The organism is Sporosarcina sp. FSL K6-2383, from assembly GCF_038618305.1.
GTDB lineage: Bacteria > Bacillota > Bacilli > Bacillales_A > Planococcaceae > Sporosarcina.
Genome location: NZ_CP152017.1, coordinates 2,281,142 through 2,299,526 on the forward strand (window position 1 = coordinate 2,281,142; position 18,385 = coordinate 2,299,526).

20 protein-coding genes are annotated in these 18,385 nt (G+C 41.4%); 7 read left to right on the forward strand and 13 right to left on the reverse strand.

Annotation, left to right across the window (positions count from 1 at the left end; translation table 11 throughout):
• Nucleotides 1-17 precede the first annotated feature (17 nt).
• A complete protein-coding gene (gene plsY / locus MKZ10_RS11210; RefSeq protein WP_342505041.1) occupies nucleotides 18-620 on the forward strand; it encodes a glycerol-3-phosphate 1-O-acyltransferase PlsY in 603 nt (200 codons plus the stop codon).
• Nucleotides 621-658: 38 nt separating this feature from the next.
• Nucleotides 659-952, forward strand: a complete 294-nt coding sequence (locus MKZ10_RS11215) for a hypothetical protein (RefSeq protein ID WP_342505042.1) — start codon at nucleotides 659-661, stop codon at nucleotides 950-952.
• A gap of 12 nt (nucleotides 953-964) precedes the next feature.
• Here the strand turns inward: MKZ10_RS11215 and MKZ10_RS11220 are convergent, their stop codons facing one another.
• The 5 genes from MKZ10_RS11220 to MKZ10_RS11240 all read right to left on the reverse strand — a co-directional run bounded on the left by MKZ10_RS11220 (nucleotide 965) and on the right by MKZ10_RS11240 (nucleotide 7,262).
• A complete protein-coding gene (locus MKZ10_RS11220; protein WP_342505043.1) occupies nucleotides 965-1,285 on the reverse strand; it encodes a hypothetical protein in 321 nt (106 codons plus the stop codon).
• The gene (locus MKZ10_RS11225) at nucleotides 1,285-1,710 is read right to left on the reverse strand and encodes a thioesterase family protein (RefSeq protein ID WP_342505044.1); all 426 of its coding nucleotides are present in this window, start codon (nucleotides 1,708-1,710) and stop codon (nucleotides 1,285-1,287) included. Before MKZ10_RS11225 ends, MKZ10_RS11220 begins: the two co-directional genes overlap by 1 nt.
• Nucleotides 1,711-1,790: 80 nt before the next feature.
• Nucleotides 1,791-4,505: an aconitate hydratase AcnA gene (gene acnA, locus MKZ10_RS11230; protein WP_342505045.1), complete on the reverse strand. Its 2,715-nt coding sequence runs from the start codon at nucleotides 4,503-4,505 to the stop codon at nucleotides 1,791-1,793.
• Between the two features lie 274 nt (nucleotides 4,506-4,779).
• The gene (locus MKZ10_RS11235; protein ID WP_342505046.1) at nucleotides 4,780-6,102 is read right to left on the reverse strand and encodes a D-arabinono-1,4-lactone oxidase; all 1,323 of its coding nucleotides are present in this window, start codon (nucleotides 6,100-6,102) and stop codon (nucleotides 4,780-4,782) included.
• Entirely contained in the window at nucleotides 6,090-7,262 is a 1,173-nt protein-coding gene (locus tag MKZ10_RS11240) for an amino acid deaminase/aldolase (protein ID WP_342505047.1), read from the reverse strand. Before MKZ10_RS11240 ends, MKZ10_RS11235 begins: the two co-directional genes overlap by 13 nt.
• A 168-nt stretch (nucleotides 7,263-7,430) precedes the next feature.
• On the opposite strand from MKZ10_RS11240, the gene MKZ10_RS11245 reads away from it, so the two are divergent.
• Nucleotides 7,431-7,976 carry an isochorismatase family cysteine hydrolase gene (locus MKZ10_RS11245; RefSeq protein ID WP_342505048.1) on the forward strand — a complete coding sequence of 182 codons (546 nt, stop codon included), beginning with the start codon at nucleotides 7,431-7,433 and terminating at the stop codon, nucleotides 7,974-7,976.
• Nucleotides 7,977-8,093: 117 nt separating this feature from the next.
• Entirely contained in the window at nucleotides 8,094-8,348 is a 255-nt protein-coding gene (locus MKZ10_RS11250; protein ID WP_342505049.1) for a GlsB/YeaQ/YmgE family stress response membrane protein, read from the forward strand.
• Nucleotides 8,349-8,393: 45 nt separating this feature from the next.
• Here the strand turns inward: MKZ10_RS11250 and MKZ10_RS11255 are convergent, their stop codons facing one another.
• Both MKZ10_RS11255 and MKZ10_RS11260 read right to left on the reverse strand, forming a co-directional pair.
• On the reverse strand, nucleotides 8,394-9,062 hold the full coding sequence (locus MKZ10_RS11255) for a lytic transglycosylase domain-containing protein (protein ID WP_342505050.1): 669 nt from the start codon (nucleotides 9,060-9,062) through the stop codon (nucleotides 8,394-8,396).
• A gap of 41 nt (nucleotides 9,063-9,103) precedes the next feature.
• On the reverse strand, nucleotides 9,104-9,700 hold the full coding sequence (locus tag MKZ10_RS11260; protein ID WP_342505051.1) for an SCO family protein: 597 nt from the start codon (nucleotides 9,698-9,700) through the stop codon (nucleotides 9,104-9,106).
• 237 nt (nucleotides 9,701-9,937) lie between these two features.
• Here MKZ10_RS11260 and MKZ10_RS11265 point away from each other — a divergent pair, with 237 nt between their 5' ends.
• The gene (locus MKZ10_RS11265; protein ID WP_342510161.1) at nucleotides 9,938-10,345 is read left to right on the forward strand and encodes a DUF2621 family protein; all 408 of its coding nucleotides are present in this window, start codon (nucleotides 9,938-9,940) and stop codon (nucleotides 10,343-10,345) included.
• 182 nt (nucleotides 10,346-10,527) lie between these two features.
• On the opposite strand, the gene MKZ10_RS11270 is transcribed toward MKZ10_RS11265, so the two are convergent.
• From MKZ10_RS11270 to MKZ10_RS11290, 5 genes are all read right to left on the reverse strand, one after another.
• Nucleotides 10,528-11,022, reverse strand: coding sequence for a cytochrome c biogenesis protein CcdC (locus MKZ10_RS11270; protein WP_342510163.1), 495 nt, complete (start codon nucleotides 11,020-11,022; stop codon nucleotides 10,528-10,530).
• A 17-nt stretch (nucleotides 11,023-11,039) separates the two neighbouring features.
• Complete coding sequence (locus tag MKZ10_RS11275; RefSeq protein ID WP_342505052.1) at nucleotides 11,040-11,366, reverse strand: thioredoxin family protein; 327 nt, start codon at nucleotides 11,364-11,366, stop codon at nucleotides 11,040-11,042.
• A 23-nt stretch (nucleotides 11,367-11,389) separates the two neighbouring features.
• Nucleotides 11,390-12,100: a cytochrome c biogenesis protein CcdA gene (locus MKZ10_RS11280; RefSeq protein WP_342505053.1), complete on the reverse strand. Its 711-nt coding sequence runs from the start codon at nucleotides 12,098-12,100 to the stop codon at nucleotides 11,390-11,392.
• A gap of 275 nt (nucleotides 12,101-12,375) precedes the next feature.
• Entirely contained in the window at nucleotides 12,376-14,163 is a 1,788-nt protein-coding gene (locus MKZ10_RS11285) for an ABC transporter ATP-binding protein (RefSeq protein WP_342505054.1), read from the reverse strand.
• Nucleotides 14,163-15,917 (reverse strand): ABC transporter transmembrane domain-containing protein, encoded by a 1,755-nt coding sequence (locus tag MKZ10_RS11290; protein ID WP_342505055.1) that lies wholly within the window; start codon nucleotides 15,915-15,917, stop codon nucleotides 14,163-14,165. The genes MKZ10_RS11285 and MKZ10_RS11290 overlap by 1 nt, the downstream gene beginning before the upstream one ends.
• 248 nt (nucleotides 15,918-16,165) lie before the next feature.
• Between MKZ10_RS11290 and MKZ10_RS11295 the strand changes: the two genes are divergently transcribed.
• Nucleotides 16,166-16,615: a DUF4362 domain-containing protein gene (locus MKZ10_RS11295; RefSeq protein ID WP_342505056.1), complete on the forward strand. Its 450-nt coding sequence runs from the start codon at nucleotides 16,166-16,168 to the stop codon at nucleotides 16,613-16,615.
• A 6-nt stretch (nucleotides 16,616-16,621) separates the two neighbouring features.
• On the opposite strand, the gene MKZ10_RS11300 is transcribed toward MKZ10_RS11295, so the two are convergent.
• A complete protein-coding gene (locus MKZ10_RS11300) occupies nucleotides 16,622-16,957 on the reverse strand; it encodes a YolD-like family protein (protein ID WP_342505057.1) in 336 nt (111 codons plus the stop codon).
• A gap of 173 nt (nucleotides 16,958-17,130) precedes the next feature.
• Here MKZ10_RS11300 and MKZ10_RS11305 point away from each other — a divergent pair, with 173 nt between their 5' ends.
• Entirely contained in the window at nucleotides 17,131-17,754 is a 624-nt protein-coding gene (locus tag MKZ10_RS11305; protein ID WP_342505058.1) for a cupin domain-containing protein, read from the forward strand.
• Nucleotides 17,755-18,385 lie beyond the last annotated feature (631 nt).

The window sequence follows — 18,385 nt, forward strand, 5'->3', positions numbered from 1 at the left end:
TATAAAAGGGGTATAAAATGGAAACAATCTTACTGTTAGTTATTGCTTACTTACTTGGTTCCATCCCATCCGCATTATGGGTCGGACAGTTATTTTACAAAATGGATATCCGCCAACATGGCAGTGGTAATTTAGGTGGAACGAATACATTTCGTGTTTTGGGTAAAAAAGCAGGTATTGCTGTAACATTACTTGATATTTTAAAAGGAACAGCTGCCGTTTTGTTAGTGGTCTTGCCTTTTTTCGAACAGACAAACGTTCACCCACTCATCCCGGGCATTATTGCAGTCATTGGTCATATGTATCCTATCTTCGCCCACTTCAAAGGGGGCAAAGCGGTAGCAACCTCAGGCGGCGTGCTGTTAGGCTATAATTGGTTCGCCTTTGTCTTGCTTTTCATCACGTTTCTTCTTATTTTAAAAATAACGAAAATGGTATCACTCTCGTCAATGATGGTGGCTACTGTTGGTCTACTCTACAGTATCATTCATTATGTAAGAACAGGGGATTTCACCTTAATCATTATGATTGGCTTTTTTGCAACCTTCATCTTTTATCGTCATCGAGCTAACATCGCCCGTATCAGAGCAGGAACCGAGCCAAAAGTGAAGTGGTTGTAATACAATGAAGGCAGTAACTGAAAGGTTGGTGTGGGCAAATGGAGATTATCTTATCAACTGAGGCCTTAAACTGGTTTAAAGAAGAGATGGCAGTTAAATCAGGAGATAGCATTCAATTTTTTGCGAGATATGGTGGAGCTAGCCCATTACATGAAGGTTTTTCACTCGGCGTCAGAATGGAAGACCCTGATGAGGCTGTTGTTCAAACCGAACATCAGGGTGTCCAGTACTATATTGAACGTCGAGATGAATGGTATTTTCAAGAACATAACCTACATGTCAATGTAGATCCCACTGTAGACGAACTCATTTACTCATATGAAAAAGCGTGAGGCACTGTGCCTTCACGCTTTTTTTATATCGTGTAATAAGCCGAATCGTTCGAGCTGTTCCGACAATCCTTCTGCTAGTAAAATATCATGCTCATGCTTACCGAATAAATCGAAATGCGGATAATCATTTCGGTGGTCGATCCATTCAGGCCTCAAGCCATATTGTTTCCCCCATGCCATTAGCTTATCAAGATCTGCACATCCTGCCTTTGTGACTGTATGACAGTCTGGAAAGCGTTCATCTAACCAATAATGTGTCAGAAAAGCAATTTCCCCATTGCCCACAGTCTTTTTCCAAGCAACAAGTTCGTCCCGCTTAATGCCAAATGCCATTAGTCTGCCACCCGACGAATTTCGACGTACTTTGCATCCCATTCTGGGGCGATTTTCCGAAGGGAAACCGGTCGGAAGTTCTCTTTTTTGACGACAACGTGTTCTGATGTGGCTGTTGCGGCAAGCGTACCGTCCGCATGGAGGATTTCATAGCCGTATGTCGTACGCAATCTGCCATGTGATTCGACCCATGTCCGAATAATAGCCTTCTGCCCATATTTCATTGCCGCCTTATATTGGATTGATAAATCTGTCACAGGCGACAAATAGCCTTCTGTTTCGAGCCCTGCATATGTAAAGCCAAGATCCTCAATTAATTTCGTGCGCCCTATTTCCATCCACACTAAGTAGTTTGCATGATAGACAACCCCCATTTGGTCTGTCTCTGCATATCTAATTTCAATTTCTTTTTCACTTATATACACTTATCTCTCACCTCATCATTTATTATACAAAAAGAACGTGAAAAAGGGTGTCCGATTAACTCGGACACCCTTTCAACTAATTAAGCTTCTTTCATTTTATCACGAAGAACCATCTGTAGGATTCCGCCGTGACGATAGTAGTCAACTTCAACTTCAGAGTCGAAACGTGCAAGCACGTCAAATTCTTTAACAGAACCGTCTGTAGCTGTTGCTGTTACTTTCAAGATGTCGCGTGGTTTTACGCCTTCCGCGATGTTAACGCTAATTGCTTCTTCACCTGTAAGGCCTAGTGTTTCAGCACTATCGCCTTTCATGAATTGAAGTGGAAGTACACCCATCATCACAAGGTTTGAACGGTGGATACGCTCATAGCTTTCAGCGATAACCGTTCTGATACCGAGAAGAGATGTACCTTTCGCAGCCCAGTCACGTGAAGAGCCCATTCCGTAGTCTTTACCAGTGATGATTGCAAGACCTGTACCGTCTTCTTGGTACTTCATCGCTGCATCATAGATCGGCATGATTTCTTTATTCGGCCAGTAAGTAGTGAAGCCACCTTCTGTACCTTTTGCAATCTGGTTACGAATACGGATATTCGCAAACGTACCGCGCATCATCACTTCATGGTTCCCACGACGTGAACCGTAAGAGTTGAAGAAACGTGGGCTAACGCCATTGTCAAGCAAGTATTTCCCTGCTGGCGTATCTTTACCGATTGCGCCTGCTGGTGAAATGTGGTCCGTTGTGATGGAATCACCAAATTTACCAATAACACGTAGCCCTGAAAGTGCTTGAATGTCAGCTGGTTCTTTTGCAAGTCCTTCGAAGAACGGTGGATTTTGAATATATGTTGAGTTTTCATCGAAATCGTACAAGGAATCATCAGTTGTTTCAATAGCGTTCCATGCTTCGTTTTCCGTGAATACGCGTGCATATTCTTTACGGAATAGCTCAGGTGTAACAGTTGCTTTCACAACAGCCTGTACTTCTTCTGTTGTTGGCCAAATGTCTTTGAAGAAGACGTTGTTGCCGTCTTTATCTTGACCAATTGGATCTTTTTCAAAGTCAATATCGACAGTTCCAGCAAGTGCATACGCAACAACAAGTGGCGGTGAAGCCAAGTAGTTTGCTTTCACAAGTGGGTGGATACGTCCTTCAAAGTTACGGTTACCCGAAAGAACCGATGACATTAACATATCGTTACCTGTAATCGCTGTTTCGATTTCTGGCAGAAGTGGCCCAGAGTTACCGATACATGTTGTACAGCCGTAACCTACTGTTGTGAAGCCGATTTCGTCAAGGTATTTATTAAGACCTGAATCTTGCAGGTATCCTGTAACAACTTTAGAACCTGGTGCCAATGACGTTTTCACGTAAGCTGGTGGCGTAAGCCCTTTTTCGACAGCTTTTTTCGCAACAAGACCCGCACCTAACATAACGTATGGGTTAGATGTGTTTGTACAAGATGTGATTGCCGCGATTGCTAGGTCCCCTGTTTTAAGGTCAACAGTGCGCCCATCTTCAAAATTGATTGTAGACGTTTTTTCAAGTTCTTTCGGTGTGAAACCGAAACCTTGGTTCCCTTCAGGAGCTACAACTGCATCGTTGAATGAACGTTGCATGTCTGTTAGTGGAATCATATCCTGTGGACGTTTCGGTCCAGCAAGGTTCGCTACGATTTGAGATAAATCAATTTCCACAACTTCAGTATACGTCGGCTCTTCATTATCAGCTGTGAAGAACATATCGTTTTCAATCAAATATTGTTTAACAACTTGGATATTCTCTTCTTCGCGGCCTGTTAAGCGCATATAGTTCAACGCTTCTTCGTCAACTGGGAAGAAACCACAAGTTGCACCGTATTCAGGTGCCATGTTTGCAATTGTTGCACGGTCTGCAAGTGGTAATTTAGAAACGCCAGGTCCGAAGAACTCAACGAATTTACCAACAACGCCGTGTGCACGCAATGTTTGTGTTACTTTCAATGCTAAATCAGTTGCAGTTGTTCCGTTTGGAAGCTCTCCAACAAGTTTAACACCGATAACTTCTGGAATTGGGAAGTATGAAGGCTGTCCAAGCATTCCTGCTTCAGCTTCGATACCACCAACGCCCCATCCAAGCACACCGATACCGTTGATCATTGTTGTATGTGAGTCTGTTCCAACAAGTGTATCTGGGTATGTTTCGAATGTGCCGTCTGCATTTTCAATTGCATGGACAACGTTTGCCAAATACTCCAGGTTAACTTGGTGAACGATACCTGTTGCAGGTGGTACTGCACGGTAGTTATCGTAAGCTTTTTGTGCCCAGCTTAGGAACTGATAACGTTCCGCGTTACGCTCGAACTCAAGCTCCATGTTTTTTTGCAATGCATCAAGTGTTCCGTAACGGTCAACTTGTACCGAGTGGTCAATAACTAGATCCACTGGAATTTCAGGGTTAATTTTGTTCGGGTCTCCACCCATTTTCGCCATTGCTGAACGAAGTGCTGCAAGGTCAACGACAACAGGTACACCTGTGAAGTCTTGAAGGATAACGCGTGACGGTTTGAATGGTACTTCTGCATCCGCGTCCGCATCTTTGCCCCATTTTGCTAGGTTTTCGACGTGTTCGTCTTTGATGACATAACCGTCATGTTGACGTAGTACGGATTCAAGTAGTACTTTTACGGAATAAGGTAGTTTTGAAATGTTTGCGATGCCTGCTTCTTCGAGTGCAGCTAGACGGTAATAGTTATACGTCTTGCCATTCAAATCGAATGATTGACGGCTGTTGTGCAAATTGCTTTTTGCCATTACTAAATTCCTCCTTTTTTACTATAACTGCTGAAAAGGCTGTAAATTAATTACGCCTCGGCGTAATTACATCCGGATTTTTTCGAGCAGGTTCGAAAAACTTCTCTACAAAATCCGTGATATTTGCAGAGGCTTTGCCTGTCTTCTCCTGAAGACGGGTAAGCGTCTTTTCCCTAGTCCATCATATAATACCAACGTACATAAGTAAAATACATTATATTTATAGTCTTTCATAAGTAATTGTAATGACTCGTTTGATTTCCGATAAGAATCTTCAAATAATAAAGATAGAGTGTAAATAGTTTGTCATGAAAACACTATTTGGATCACATTGCGCACGAATTGCCATGAAGCGATCTAGATTAGGGTATAACTCCTGCATTTTTTCACCCGTTAAATCATTTATCTTGCCAAAATGAGGTCGACCACCATAGGTTGCCATTAATCGATGGACCCATTTGAAATAAGGTCCATCATCCATTCCCTTATACATATGAAAGGCTAAAAATGCAGTTGACTCACCTTGCGTTGGACTAAGAAAGGCGTCCTCACCAGCTGTTACACGACATTCAATCGGAAAATGAACGAAAAACGGATGAGCACGTAAAAACGCATGAATTTCTTCCATACATGCTTCAAATCTATCCAAAGGAATGGCATATTCTGTTTCCGAAAACTTGACTAACCTGGGCGACGGGAAGATTTCATAATATAGACCCTCTTTTGAGCCAGTTGGAACACTCTTTGCTGATAAATCGGTCATTTTTCGGGACATTTCCGGTTTCATGCGACATATTTCAGAAATAGTTTTGAAAGCGGCTGTTTCCACCAATCCATTTTTCATAAAATCAACCGCTTTGGATTGCACACTTTGTTTCACCAGCGGAATACTATTCGTTTTTTTCACTTGGACCGTATCTGCTCCAGGGAAATAAAACCATTCCAAATGTCGATTATTCTGAAGTCCGGACGACCATTCAGTAAGCGCTGTAGCAAGTGAGCGCTTGTAGCTTGTCACTTGCAAACTGTAAAGAGGAACCGTTCGGATTGTCACATCTACAAGAACGCCTAGCATGCCTAGCGACAAGCTGAGTGCTTTCGACAAATCGTCATCCGCTCGCCTATGGTGTCTGACATTTCCTTTTCCATCCACCCATGTCCAAGCAATGACTTGATCTGATAATGAACCAAACGCAAGTCCTGTCCCATGTGTTCCTGTACTGATCGCTCCGGCAATTGTTTGCCGCTGAATATCTCCCATATTTTCGAGCGCCATCCCTATAGAGGCAAGAAGTGGCGCCGCCTCATACAAATATGTCCCAGCCCACAGTCTGGCTTCCATCACTTCACTGTCATATGAAATTAATCCATGCAAATAATCGAGTGACATCGCATCACTTTCTGGCTGTGCTACCGGGCTAAATGAATGAGCTGCCCCCGTCACACGTAGAGTTGCACCGCGAATTCGGCAACTATTGACGGTATCCTGTATGTCGCTGATACTTTTTGGAAAATGATAATAATCGGGAATTGCCTTGACATTTTTTGCCCAATTCGTCCACTTGACTACTTTTTTCGGTCTATTCATAGAAAACATCTGCCTTCTCCTCTATACGTTTTATAGGCACCTGCATATGCTGACCCTCTTCTTGCATGTAATTCAGCAAAACGCTCACATAATTCCCCCGCTTTAGCATGCCGAAAATAGACAGTGTCACCGATTTCTACCGTTCCTTGTCGATCTACTAACGGTGTCTGCACTTCGCCCGCCCCTTCATTTTTTAGATACGAAAGGTCGTTCGGCCAAATCGGCACCGGATTTTTATCGACGCCTACTGCACCCGATGCAATATAACCTCCACCCTGACAAACGATAATCCCTTGTTCAGGCTGTCTAGTGACACGTAATGCAAATGTCGCTGCCGGCTCAAGCGGCAAATTGTGATAGCGCGAGAACAGTGCTGGAAAATAGAAAGCCGAGCCGATCGTCACTTCCGTTACTTCCTCTTCTCCCGATGTGAAGTCGATGCTTCCTGAACCACCACCGTTGACAAATCGAAGTGTCTTCACATTGTTCTTGACAAGTTCGACAGCATTTCTACGGAAATGGCGGACATTTTTACGCGCGATTCCTTTCAATTGTTTCATAACAAATTGCTGCCAACGAGCGACAGGCACATCTGTCACCCCTGCAATTTGGGCCTCATAGCCCATAACACCCGTGATGCTCGTATATGTGAACGAACGCCCACTGGCCAATAGCTGCTCAATATCGCGCATCGTCCGCAGTGAAGAACGTTTCGTTCCAAAATAAAGCAATTTAAAATCAGTCGACACATTCAAATCAAGACAAATCTCAAATACAATATCATGCTTCTCACCAATTACATCTAGCCATTGCCACTGTTCAATACAATCAATCATAAAAATAACCGTGCGACCTTCACGAATAAAAGGAATGATGCACTCCAATGGCTGCGCTTCGTATTGTGGATAGCCAAGCAACAAATCATCGAATCCGCATTCAAGGAGGTAAAGTGTTTCCCAAAGATCGAATGTCATCCAACCTGCCGGATGAGTAAGATGCTCAGCTATGTAACGTAGTAATTCTACTGAGCGCACCGATTTTGTTGCGATACGCACCCCTTTGTTCCCTGATGATTCATTGACAAATGCAATATTTCGATCTAATGCATTGAGGTCTATACAGGCAAACGGTCGAGCAAGGTTTGCGTAAGCCACTTCCGCTTCTTTCAAAAAACTACCTCCTTTCATCGCAAAACTATTATTATAGTAAGTATATTCTGTTATTCATTTCCGAGCAAAGATATTCCACTATTCAATATTTTTCAAGTGTGCTGAAATAAATGTTTAAATATGGCATGATAAATGGGATGGTATATACGAGGCGAGGGAGTGATAGAGATGAAAAAAGCATTACTAGTGATCGATTATACAGTCGATTTTGTAGCGAAGGACGGCGCATTAACATGCGGAAAACCGGGGATCGCACTCGAAAATTATATTACCGAATTGACAACAGCATTTTTAAATGAAGGACATTTTGTTGCCATGCCGGTTGATGTGCATGAACTCGACGATCCGCACCATCCTGAAACGAAACAGTTTCCCCCACATAATATCCGAGGGACTGCTGGAAGAAATTTATATGGTTCCCTTCAACAATTGTACGAAGCGCGTAAAAAGGACATCTATTGGATGGACAAAACGCGTTTTAGTGCATTTGCCGGAACCGATTTAGAACTACTTTTACGAGCACGCGAAATTAAGCAGTTACATCTTGTAGGCGTCTGTACGGATATTTGTATCCTTCACACAGCTGTCGATGCTTATAACCGTGGTTTTGACATCGTCATTCATGAACAAGGGGTCGCAAGTTTCGATCCTGCGGGTCATGAATGGGCATTGCGTCATTTTGAAAATACGTTAGGCGCTACGATTGTTCGCTAACTTCTTCTAAAAAATCTCTGGTAATTTTTTCGTATTTGTTGTTTAAAGTATTGTAAAGAAGGTTATTGTGAATACTACAGAAGCAACTACGAATTACTTCAAAGGAGATGGAATGCAATGGGATTCATTTGGTTCTTGATTATCGGTGGAATCATCGGTTGGTTGGCTGGTATGATTTTAGGGAAAGACATTCCGGGCGGCATTATCGGAAATATTATCGCAGGGATTATCGGCGCCTGGATTGGTGGCAAACTACTTGGACAATGGGGATGGCGCGTATCCGATTTTTACGTGTTCCCTGCCCTAATCGGTGCGATAATCCTTGTCTTCATTGTGAGCTTTATCATGAAAACCATGCGTAAAGCGACATGACGACAACAAAAAAAGATGGACCCTTATAAACTGGGTCCATCTTTTTTACTTATTTTCCATTTCAATACGATATGTCTCAAATTCATTGAAGAAATAAAGAACATCCTGCACGTATTTCTCACTGCGGTTATAGTCAAAAATCGCCTTTTCAAGCTCGCCATCAGCCGCTCCACTTTTTGCTAGGTATTTCGCAGCACTATGCATGGCATCTTCAATATTATATGGGTCGGCAATACCGTCACCATTTGCATCTACACCATAGCCACCATATTGCTTAATAATAGCTGGATTCGTTTTATCCTTTTCTGGAATTTCTCCCTTGCCCAGTCCACCACAACCTGGGTAACCCCATCCTACAAACGTACAAGGCATGAACTGCATATGCCCCTCTGCCCCTACTGGCGAAAGAAGGGGATCCATCGTCGAAAAACGAGTTTCAATTCGATGATGGGCAGCTAGCAGTGTCCACGGAATACCGTAGGATTCAGCTGCATCTTTATACACTTGGATATACTCTTCCGGAATCGTCGTCACACTATGATGCTCCTTCATCTCGAGCAGTGCGCTTGCTGATTTCCGAATCAGTTCCGGGTTTTGCAAACCTGTCCAGATGATAGCAGTCAATGTAAAAACGGTGACCGCTATAGGAATAAGAAGAATAATGAGTAGTGCTTTTACCTTCATAGACAACCCTTTATTTTTCTTTTTTGCCACGACTCTTTCCACCCCATCAGTTCCAGTCTTACATTTTTCGTTTAGGCACCTGCTTTAATCAACGCTTTCATATCCTTAGCAATTTGCTCGTAAGGTACGTTTTCAACCCCATTATACATTTTGACAATTTGACCTTGCTGATTGACAAGCGAGAATTGAACACCGTGTGTAACCTGGTCAGAGTTCGGATCATCAACTACAATTGCCTTAAAGGATTCCAACGCAAACTTCGAAATATCCTCCATTGCGTAACCTGTTAGCATCTCCCACTTACTTTGATCCTGAGTATCGTATCGATCGAGATACTCTTGGAGCACTTCAGGTGTATCCACTTCTGGATCAACACTAAATGACACAATCTTATAGTCTTCTATGCCTTCTTCAGCTAATTCTGCTTCGATATCCACCATATTTACCATCATCGGTGGGCAGACTGATGTACACTTCGTGAATATAAATTGAGATAACCACACTTGCCCTTCCAAATCATCTAGCGAGACTTGCTCATTATGTTGATTTGTAAATTCAAACGGCGCGATTTGGTATTCAAAATCTGCTTTAAAGCCACCTGGCCCTGAACAGGCGACCAGTACAAGTACTACAAGTAAAACATACGGTAATAATAACTTTTTACGCATTCTTTTATCCCTCACTATACTATTTATACGTTCATCATAGCGGATGTAATTCACCTTCACAAGCAAACTGGTCGATAATCACTTATTGAAATTTTGACGATTTTGTGAAGTTCATTCCCCTTTAAGCAGACAAGAGCAAATTAAGTATAGAAATACATTGTTCGTGTATTTTCTTGCTGATACTCTTATAATGGTGAATAGATATGGAAGAGGTGAAGACTATTGCCAGATTTATTTATGTGGTTGATTATTTTATGGACTTTTGTTCTCGTTGGACTTTTTGCTATAGGCGGCTTTTTCATGTTTCGGAAGTTTCTCAAAGTATTTCCGAAAGCAGACGGTAAATCGACGCTTGACTGGGAAGAGCATTATGTAGAAAGCTCCCTTCATCTATGGAATGATGAAGCAAAATTATTGCTAAATGAGCTCGTCATCCCAGTACCCGAATTATTCCGACCTGTTGCCAAGCAAAAGATCGCTGGGAAAATTGGTGAGATTGCATTAGATGAAAAAGCGCCAAAAATCAATCACGATCTTATCATTCGTGGCTATATACAAGCAACACCAAAGCGGGACCATAAATTTCTCCGTAAAAAGCTAACATCGATGGATATCGATTTAACTCCCTACGAACATCTATTTTAACTTACTTCAGCAAAAGTCCCTTACATCTGCTGAAGTAAGTTAAGCCTCCGGCGGATGTCACAGATTTTGGAGGGAGCGAATTGTGCAAGCACAATTCAAAATCTGGACGCAATTACGCCGAGACGTAATTGATCTTAATTCAGCAAAAGGTGCCCACAGAGTTGTGTGAGCACCTTTTTTGGTTATTCAGCTGAGATGTGCCTCTGTTGAAGCGAGTAAAACTTCGTTAGCATTCCAATTCGCCACGGAACAATCATGCCGAATGCAAGAATCCAGAACATGCCACCCAACTCACCAACGTCGATTGTATTGCTTAGTATGAGCTTCCCAACAAGCCGTACAACGAGCAGTCCCAGTAAGATAAATAGAAATGCTTTTGAACGTTTAACGTAAATGCCATTGTCCTTCCGCTCGAAGTGTGTTGTTTTAATCAAAATGACGGAGAAAAGCACCCCAACAATGAGAGCCTCCACAATTTGTAGCGGGGCGACTCTGAATTCTTCGAAGAAAAACATCAACGCACCAGTTGACATAAAAAGAGGCGGTAGGATAATCCTTTTTGCTGTTACCGGCTTCTTTGCGGCTTTCGTTCGAACGATGAGTGCCAGTATGCCCATGAACAACGCGATAACCGTTGAACCAATAATTAGATAAACCGGGGGTACTTTTGTGAAAATCATTTCGATCAATTCGCTCAATCTTGTTTCCCCCGTTCGATAACCTCTGCTAAACGTTGCTTTAACTCTTCTATCCGAACAAATCGGGCAAATCGCGTATACTCTTTGCCGCCGTAAAACAATAAGACGACCGGTGCCGTAAACAATGACAACTGTCCCGCTATTTCCGGCACTTGCGCTATATTCACTTGATAAAAAGGGATTGGATAGTCTACTTTTAATACTTCCACTTGCGGGTATAATCCATCGCAGACTGAACAATTATTGGTTTTCACGAAGAGAAGCAACTCATTTTTCAGCTTGATTGTCTCAACCCATTCTTCAAACGAAGCTATTTGTTTCACGAGTGATCCCCCTCTTTATTCCATCAAAAACCCGTAAAGTCCCCAAAAATCGGACTCAGTAAGCTGATGATGTACGTCATGCCATCAAAGAACAACAGAATTCCGACTGCAATCATGATGTAACCACCAATTTTCATAATGATTCCACTAGATTTCCGAATCCAAGCAAGCCTTGTCACAAAGAATGATAAGATGAAGAACGGTATTGCAAAACCAAGGACATAGGCTAGCATATATACCATACCAGATCCTGGATTGGCAGCAGCTAAGCTGATAATTACCCCGATGATAGGTCCGGAACATGGCGTCCAGCCCGCTGCAAATCCAAGTCCAATTAGCACGGACCCGAAGTAGCCAGAAGGTCTATTTTTAAACTGTAGCTTCTTTTCCTGCATAAGAAACTTGGGTGTAAATAAACCCGCGATCATCACACCAAATAAGACAATGAAAATAGCTCCCACTTGCCTTAGAATTTCTTGATTTTCAATGAAGAATCGACCTAGGAATGATGAACCAAAGCCAAGTACAACAAAAATAAGTGAAAAACCGATTAAAAAGAACAGTGTGTGTAACATCCCACTTTTGCTCATGCGTTTCGAATCTGATTTCAAATCATCTAGTGACATGCCTGTAATATACGAAAGAAATGCTGGATATAGTGGCAATGTACAAGGTGATATAAAACTTAAAAATCCGGCGCCGAAAGCGAGAAATAGATTTAGGTCTGGTGCCATTATTCTCTCCCCTTCTATCTTTTCTGTCCTAATCGTATCAAAAGATGCGTCGGAATACGCCTAATTTGTCTGTGAACAGTTTATGACATTTTAACATCATACACAATCAATTGCGCCTTGACGCGATTGCGTCCAGATTGCTCAATTCACTCCTTTCAAAATCTGTGACATCCGCCGAAGGCTTTACCTTAATTCAGCAGGGGTTTGGACCCCTGCTGAATTAAGGTAAAGGGCCTACACGTTCCTCAAATAGGTTCGTGTAGGCCAATTGTATCTCAAACGATATCTTCTAAAATACCATTTTGCAGCAAATACATCTTATGATAGAGTCCTTTCTGCGTTAACAATTCCTGGTGCGTTCCACGTTCAACAATCTCTCCCTTATGAAGAACAAGTATCAGTTCTGCATCTTGAATCGTACTCAACCGGTGAGCAATGGCAATCGTTGTACGTCCTTTGCGCATCTTCTCCAAGCTTGCCTGGATTGCGACTTCTGTTTCTGTGTCAATGTTTGCTGTTGCTTCATCGAGAACAAGCACTTTTGGATTCGTTGCAATCGTCCGTGCGAACGCGACAAGCTGACGTTGACCGCTTGAAAAGGTCGAACCGCGCTCTGTCACTTTTTGTGCATATTTGTCAGGTAACCTTTCAATAAATTCATTTGCCTGAACAAATTCAGCGGCCGCTCTCACTTCCGCAGAGGTCATCTCTTGATGATGCAAACGGATATTGCTTTCAATATCTCCGTAAAACAGGAATGGATCTTGCAAAACTAGTCCCATTTTCTTGCGCAGTTCTTGCTTTGGAAACTCCTTCAATGAAATACCATCAATGTAGACTTCACCGCGCTCATATTCATAAAAACGCATCAACAAATTGATGATAGAGCTTTTTCCGCTACCTGTATGTCCGACAAGGGCAACTGTTTCGCCCGCATTTGCGGTGAATGAAATGTTTTTCAACACATCCATTTTTCCATCATACGAAAACGTCACATCGCGAAATTCAATTTTCCCATCTTGTATTTCAGCATTACCGCTATCCTGTTGTTCCGGTTCCATATCTGGATCATCCATCAATTTAAACACGCGGGATGCAGAAACAAGAGCTTGTTGGAAAATAGATAGCCGTTGCATTACTTGTTGAACAGGCTGGAAAATGCGTCCAATTAATGTCGTGAATACATAAAGAATTCCCACTTCAATCGCATTGTCAAGTGACGAAAATCCGAAATAACCTAGGATGAAAACAATGGCTACTGCATACAACAGGTCAATCGCGGGTCCTAGCAACACACTATCAAATTTAATATTGCGCATCCCCGCCCGGAAATGTTTTTCATTAATATCATCAAATTCGATCTCTAATCGTTCTTCCTGTCTAAATGCTTGTACCATCCCCATGCCAGACAATGATTCAGCAATTTTAGCATTTAGTTGGCTTAAACGCTCACGAATATCTTGATAAAAATCGGCACTGTAGCGTCGGTAAATGACAATGACTATTAAGAATAAAGGCAATAATATCAATGACATAAATGTTAGCTTGACATCTAGTGAAAATAAGGCAATATAAACACCGATTAAAACAAAAATGGCTTGTAAAAATGTCACAATGACACTAACGAACATTTCTTTGATAGATTCCGTATCGTTTGTAACGCGCGACACGATACTTCCTGCTGGTGTTTTATCAAAATAACGCATGCCAAGCCCTTGGACTTTTGAAAATACGTCAATCCGCATTTGTTGAATAATTTTCAGGGCAATATCCTGGAAACGTATCAGTTGGAAATAAGACACCACGACGATAAACACTTGAATACTAATATAGACAATCGTGATAGTCATGATGGTATCCTTTGGGAAACTCATCGGTGTTAAATGATTGTCAATGAATCGTTGAATAATTAATGGCCCTATAATGCTACCAATCGTTGTAAATACTAACAAGGTGAGTGCAATGAGTATACTTTTCTTATGAGGGAGCGCGTAGCTTAATAGCCTTTTGAAGACCAACCACTGATCTTTCGCCGTTAGTTTTGGTTGTTTCTCCACTGACATTACTCCTCACCTCCTTGTTCAACAAGCACTTCTAATTGTTGTAAATCATACATTTCTTTATATTTCCCATCCATTTCGATTAATTCCTCATGCGTACCCGCCTCAACGATTGTTCCTTCGTCTAGGACGATAATCTTATGTGCATGTTGAATGGCGCTTAAACGATGCGATGTAATAATCGTCGTTTCGCCTGTCCGTGTTTGTTTAAGTGATTCCAAAATCGCTTCTTCTGTTTTAGCATCAACTGCCGATAATGAATCATCCAAAATCAATAATTCTGGTTCCATAATCAATGCACGTGCAATGGAGACCCGTTGCTTTTGACCACCTGAAAGCGATACGCCACGTTCTCCGACCACAGTGTCATAACCTTCCGTAAACCCTAAAATGTCGTCGTGGATATGCGCAAGTCGTGCCGCCTCATAAATCTTCTCCGTCGCAATCTTAGGATTGGTAAACGCAATATTTTCAGAAAGCGTTGTGGAGAATAAGAAGTGATCTTGTGGTACATAACCAATAGATTCCCGTAAACGTTGCTGCTTGTACTGATTGATGGGATTATCACCATACACAACGCTTCCTTTGTATCCTTCAAATTCTCTGAGCAATAATTTCAGGATTGCCGTTTTCCCTGAGCCTGTCTTCCCTACAATCCCCATCGTTTCTCCCCGTTTCAACGTGAAGTGAACATTATTCAAGGCGGGACGCTCATCCTCAGGGAATTTGAATTCATCTATATCGAAATAGAGATCGCCTTCCGGTCTTTTATCGATCGCACCGGGTAAGTCTTTGATTTCTGGTTCTATAGACAATAATTCCTTAATTCTGCTGTAAGAAGCATTTCCGCGTTCCACTATATTGAAAAGGAACCCAAATGCCAACATCGGCCAAACGAGAAGACCCAGATATGTACTAAACGCCACCATATCACCAATAGACATTTCGTCCGCTATGATAAACTTTGTTCCGAAAAAGAAGGATAAAATATACGAAATCGCAAAGATTCCTGTAATCGTTGGATCGAATAAAGCATCAATTTTGGCGACACGCATATTTTTAGCGACAACATCGGTCGATAAATTTGTGAAATCCTCAATATCTTCCTGTTGCTGGCCAAATGTTTTGATGACCTTAATACCAGATATACTTTCCTGTGTCTTGTCATTCAAATTAGAAAAAGCTTCTTGTGCAAATCGGAATCGTTTACGTAACAATTTTCCATAATAGCCCGTCATAAAAATCATAAACGGTAGCGGAATGAGGGCAATCAATGTTAATTTCCAGTTGATGGTGATGGCCATTGTCAATATAACCAATCCACCCGTTGAAATGGAATCAACAAGTGTTAATACCCCCATGCCTGCAGTTTGCTGCACAGCATTAATATCATTCGTTGCATGGGCCATTAAATCCCCCACCCGCCTTTTTTGGTAGAAAGACGGTGACATTCTCGTGAAATGATTGAATAATTTTTCGCGCATCGTTCGGGATAATAGAACGGCTGAACCAAAAATCATCACACGCCAGTAAAAACGTGCAACATACATGAGTGCGCCTGCCACTCCCAAGATCACAAGCCATTTTGTCAATCCCGTAGCCGTCAATTCGCCTACTGTAATATCATCGACAATAATCCCGATGATTTTCGGTGGCAAAAGCTGCAAGAGCGATACGAATACAAGCATGACAACCCCAAATATATATTGCTTTTTTTGTTGTTTAAAAAACCAACTCAGTTGTACTAAGACTTTCACTTGACTTCCCCTACTTTTCTTTAAAAATCAATTTATGCCTCGGCCTAATTACATCCGAATTTTGAAACAGCAGGGAGTTTAGATTCCCACTGATTCAAATTGCCCTTTGAATAGTTTAGCAAATGTCTGAACAATAGAAAAGGTCCGAGTTTTAAATTATTCGGATTTCGAAATAATAACAGTAATATAACTCGTGATAAAACCATATAGTGAAGGTGATGAGTCTAGTTAATTATTGGAGGGATAAAATGCAGAAACTTCTTTACCCACTTTGGATTCTTGGAATCGTACTACTATCAGCTTGTTCGTATGATAGCGAAAAAGCAGTAAAAAACGGAGATGTCATTAATATGAACGGCCCCGTTTATAACTTTCCAAACTTTGAATTATTCTTGGACAGTATTGAATCGGATAAGCGGGATTCAATACGGATTGCGAATTACACGCTCGAGGGGGATCCGACACTTTATAATTTGACTTTTGATGGTTCATTAATCCATTTTGAAATTGATCGCTCTAAAAATAACAACAGAGGAAATGATCCTGCCAAGGTTACTATGACCTGTACGAATCTTGTCACAGGGGATGGTCAACAAGTGCTTACATATACTCTGGAAGGCTGCAATCAGGATTCATTGTCTGAAGGCTTCATGCTATTAACTGTCTTGAAAGAGCAAATAGACGAGCATGAACACTAAGCGTAATCAATCGAGCGTAACCGTTTCAATTCCCACAATGGTGTTCAACAATAGCTTCTGCATAGTTAACCCATCCGTTACATAAATGAGCTGGGCCTGTTCATCTAGCTTAGTTAAGGTACCTGTTATATCAGCAAGCATCCCCTTGTTCCAGGTCTTGACTCGAATTTCACACTGCGATTGGTAAGCAATAGCTAACTGCTGTTGAAACTCTTGCAACGTCCATTCGTCTATATCCGGTTTTTCTTCGTAGCCATCTTCCCCAACCCACTCACGTAGCTTGGTCAAGTGTTCCGGTAACATCATCGCTGTCCATTTGATATGCCCGCGATCACGAATCATTTGCACGTCCTCCTTTCCATCATGCAAGAACATTAGTTCTTATTATAAATGTATTTATATACTTTTGGCAAGGTATTGTTTATGAGCTGTTATCACACAAAAATGAATTCAAACATACCCTGTATAAATGTGCTAATCACGCATATTTGAGATTATGAAGGAAGGATGTACTTATGGGTTCAACTACCGATTACACGTCACCAGCAACACAGTTCACTTTTGATATGAATAACAGTCCGCTTTTCAAAAAAGATAATCAAAATTTTATTAACGTACTTGGTATCGACCAATTAAACACGCTAGAAAATGTGTCTTTACTTGATATTTTTCTTAACGCTGGGAATGTTATTGAGCCCCATTACCACCAACATGCTGCAGAGCTACTTTATTGTATTTCCGGAGCTGTTACTGTGTCATTACTCAACCCTTTTACAAAGCAAATTCAAGATTATCCGATTACACCCGGACAGGTAGCAAACGTACCCCAGGGCTGGTGGCATTACATGGTATCCACGGCTGATGACACTCATTTTCTTGGGATTTTTAATGCACCTACTCCAGAAGTAATTTTAGGCTCTGACCTTTTAACACTAACGCCTGCAAATATTATGGCGCACACCTATTGTCTTGATGAAAATCAATGGGAAAAAGCAATTGCTCCCATTAAGCCATCCACATTTATTGGACCGCCTATCGATTGCAATAGAGCAAATGACAACAGCACCTATCAATACATCAATCAAATGCATCCATATACTCATCAAAATTCTCTCAACCCTCAGTACTTCGATAATTAATCAACAATTCAGCCAGTGGGATCAAAATCTAAATTCCCTACACCTATCGCAACGAACTTGAAATTCGGAAGTACACAACGTATACTAGTAGTGAAGTAGCATATATTAAAAAGACCGTCTGATGTGCAACCATCAAACGGCTTTGCAATAAAATAGTATCGCTTCAAAGGCGATCAGCAAACTCTACAGAATAATCCGCTCATTTGCTTGGAGGCTCAAGGGCGGGTTATTTCTTTTGTGATAATGCGATGACAGCAACGATTAGGCTACCGAAGCTAATCATAAGAACAATTGCTTGAAACACGCTCACATACAACACCCCCTTCCGTCAGGCGAATAGACCATGACTAGAACAAGAAACAGGAGTGCTGATTCCCCTTGAATCCCTATTTAATTGCTCTTACATTATACCACACATACGTTCCCATCTGTCTATTTATATATAATTCCCTTCATAAAGATTACCAATTATTCATGTGTAATAAAACTAAAATATTACTAATAAGTAAAATAAAGCATCTCTCGAATACCGAGGATGCTTTATTTTATTGAACGAAAAAAGTCTTATGCTTGGTTAGAGTTCATAATTTTTTCATATTTCGATAAGTAAATCTGGCCAAACCAACGATAT

Excerpts from the sequence above, each read along its gene's own strand:
- plsY (WP_342505041.1), top strand. The coding sequence starts at position 18 with ATGGAAACAATCTTACTGTTAGTTATTGCTTACTTACTTGGTTCCATC.
- MKZ10_RS11215 (WP_342505042.1), top strand. The coding sequence starts at position 659 with ATGGAGATTATCTTATCAACTGAGGCCTTAAACTGGTTTAAAGAAGAG.
- MKZ10_RS11220 (WP_342505043.1), bottom strand. The coding sequence starts at position 1,285 with ATGGCATTTGGCATTAAGCGGGACGAACTTGTTGCTTGGAAAAAGACT.
- acnA (WP_342505045.1), bottom strand. The coding sequence starts at position 4,505 with ATGGCAAAAAGCAATTTGCACAACAGCCGTCAATCATTCGATTTGAAT.
- MKZ10_RS11235 (WP_342505046.1), bottom strand. The coding sequence starts at position 6,102 with ATGTTTTCTATGAATAGACCGAAAAAAGTAGTCAAGTGGACGAATTGG.
- MKZ10_RS11245 (WP_342505048.1), top strand. The coding sequence starts at position 7,431 with ATGAAAAAAGCATTACTAGTGATCGATTATACAGTCGATTTTGTAGCG.
- MKZ10_RS11250 (WP_342505049.1), top strand. The coding sequence starts at position 8,094 with ATGGGATTCATTTGGTTCTTGATTATCGGTGGAATCATCGGTTGGTTG.
- MKZ10_RS11260 (WP_342505051.1), bottom strand. The coding sequence starts at position 9,700 with ATGCGTAAAAAGTTATTATTACCGTATGTTTTACTTGTAGTACTTGTA.
- MKZ10_RS11265 (WP_342510161.1), top strand. The coding sequence starts at position 9,938 with ATGTGGTTGATTATTTTATGGACTTTTGTTCTCGTTGGACTTTTTGCT.
- MKZ10_RS11280 (WP_342505053.1), bottom strand. The coding sequence starts at position 12,100 with ATGGCACCAGACCTAAATCTATTTCTCGCTTTCGGCGCCGGATTTTTA.
- MKZ10_RS11285 (WP_342505054.1), bottom strand. The coding sequence starts at position 14,163 with ATGTCAGTGGAGAAACAACCAAAACTAACGGCGAAAGATCAGTGGTTG.
- MKZ10_RS11295 (WP_342505056.1), top strand. The coding sequence starts at position 16,166 with ATGCAGAAACTTCTTTACCCACTTTGGATTCTTGGAATCGTACTACTA.
- MKZ10_RS11300 (WP_342505057.1), bottom strand. The coding sequence starts at position 16,957 with ATGATTCGTGATCGCGGGCATATCAAATGGACAGCGATGATGTTACCG.
- MKZ10_RS11305 (WP_342505058.1), top strand. The coding sequence starts at position 17,131 with ATGGGTTCAACTACCGATTACACGTCACCAGCAACACAGTTCACTTTT.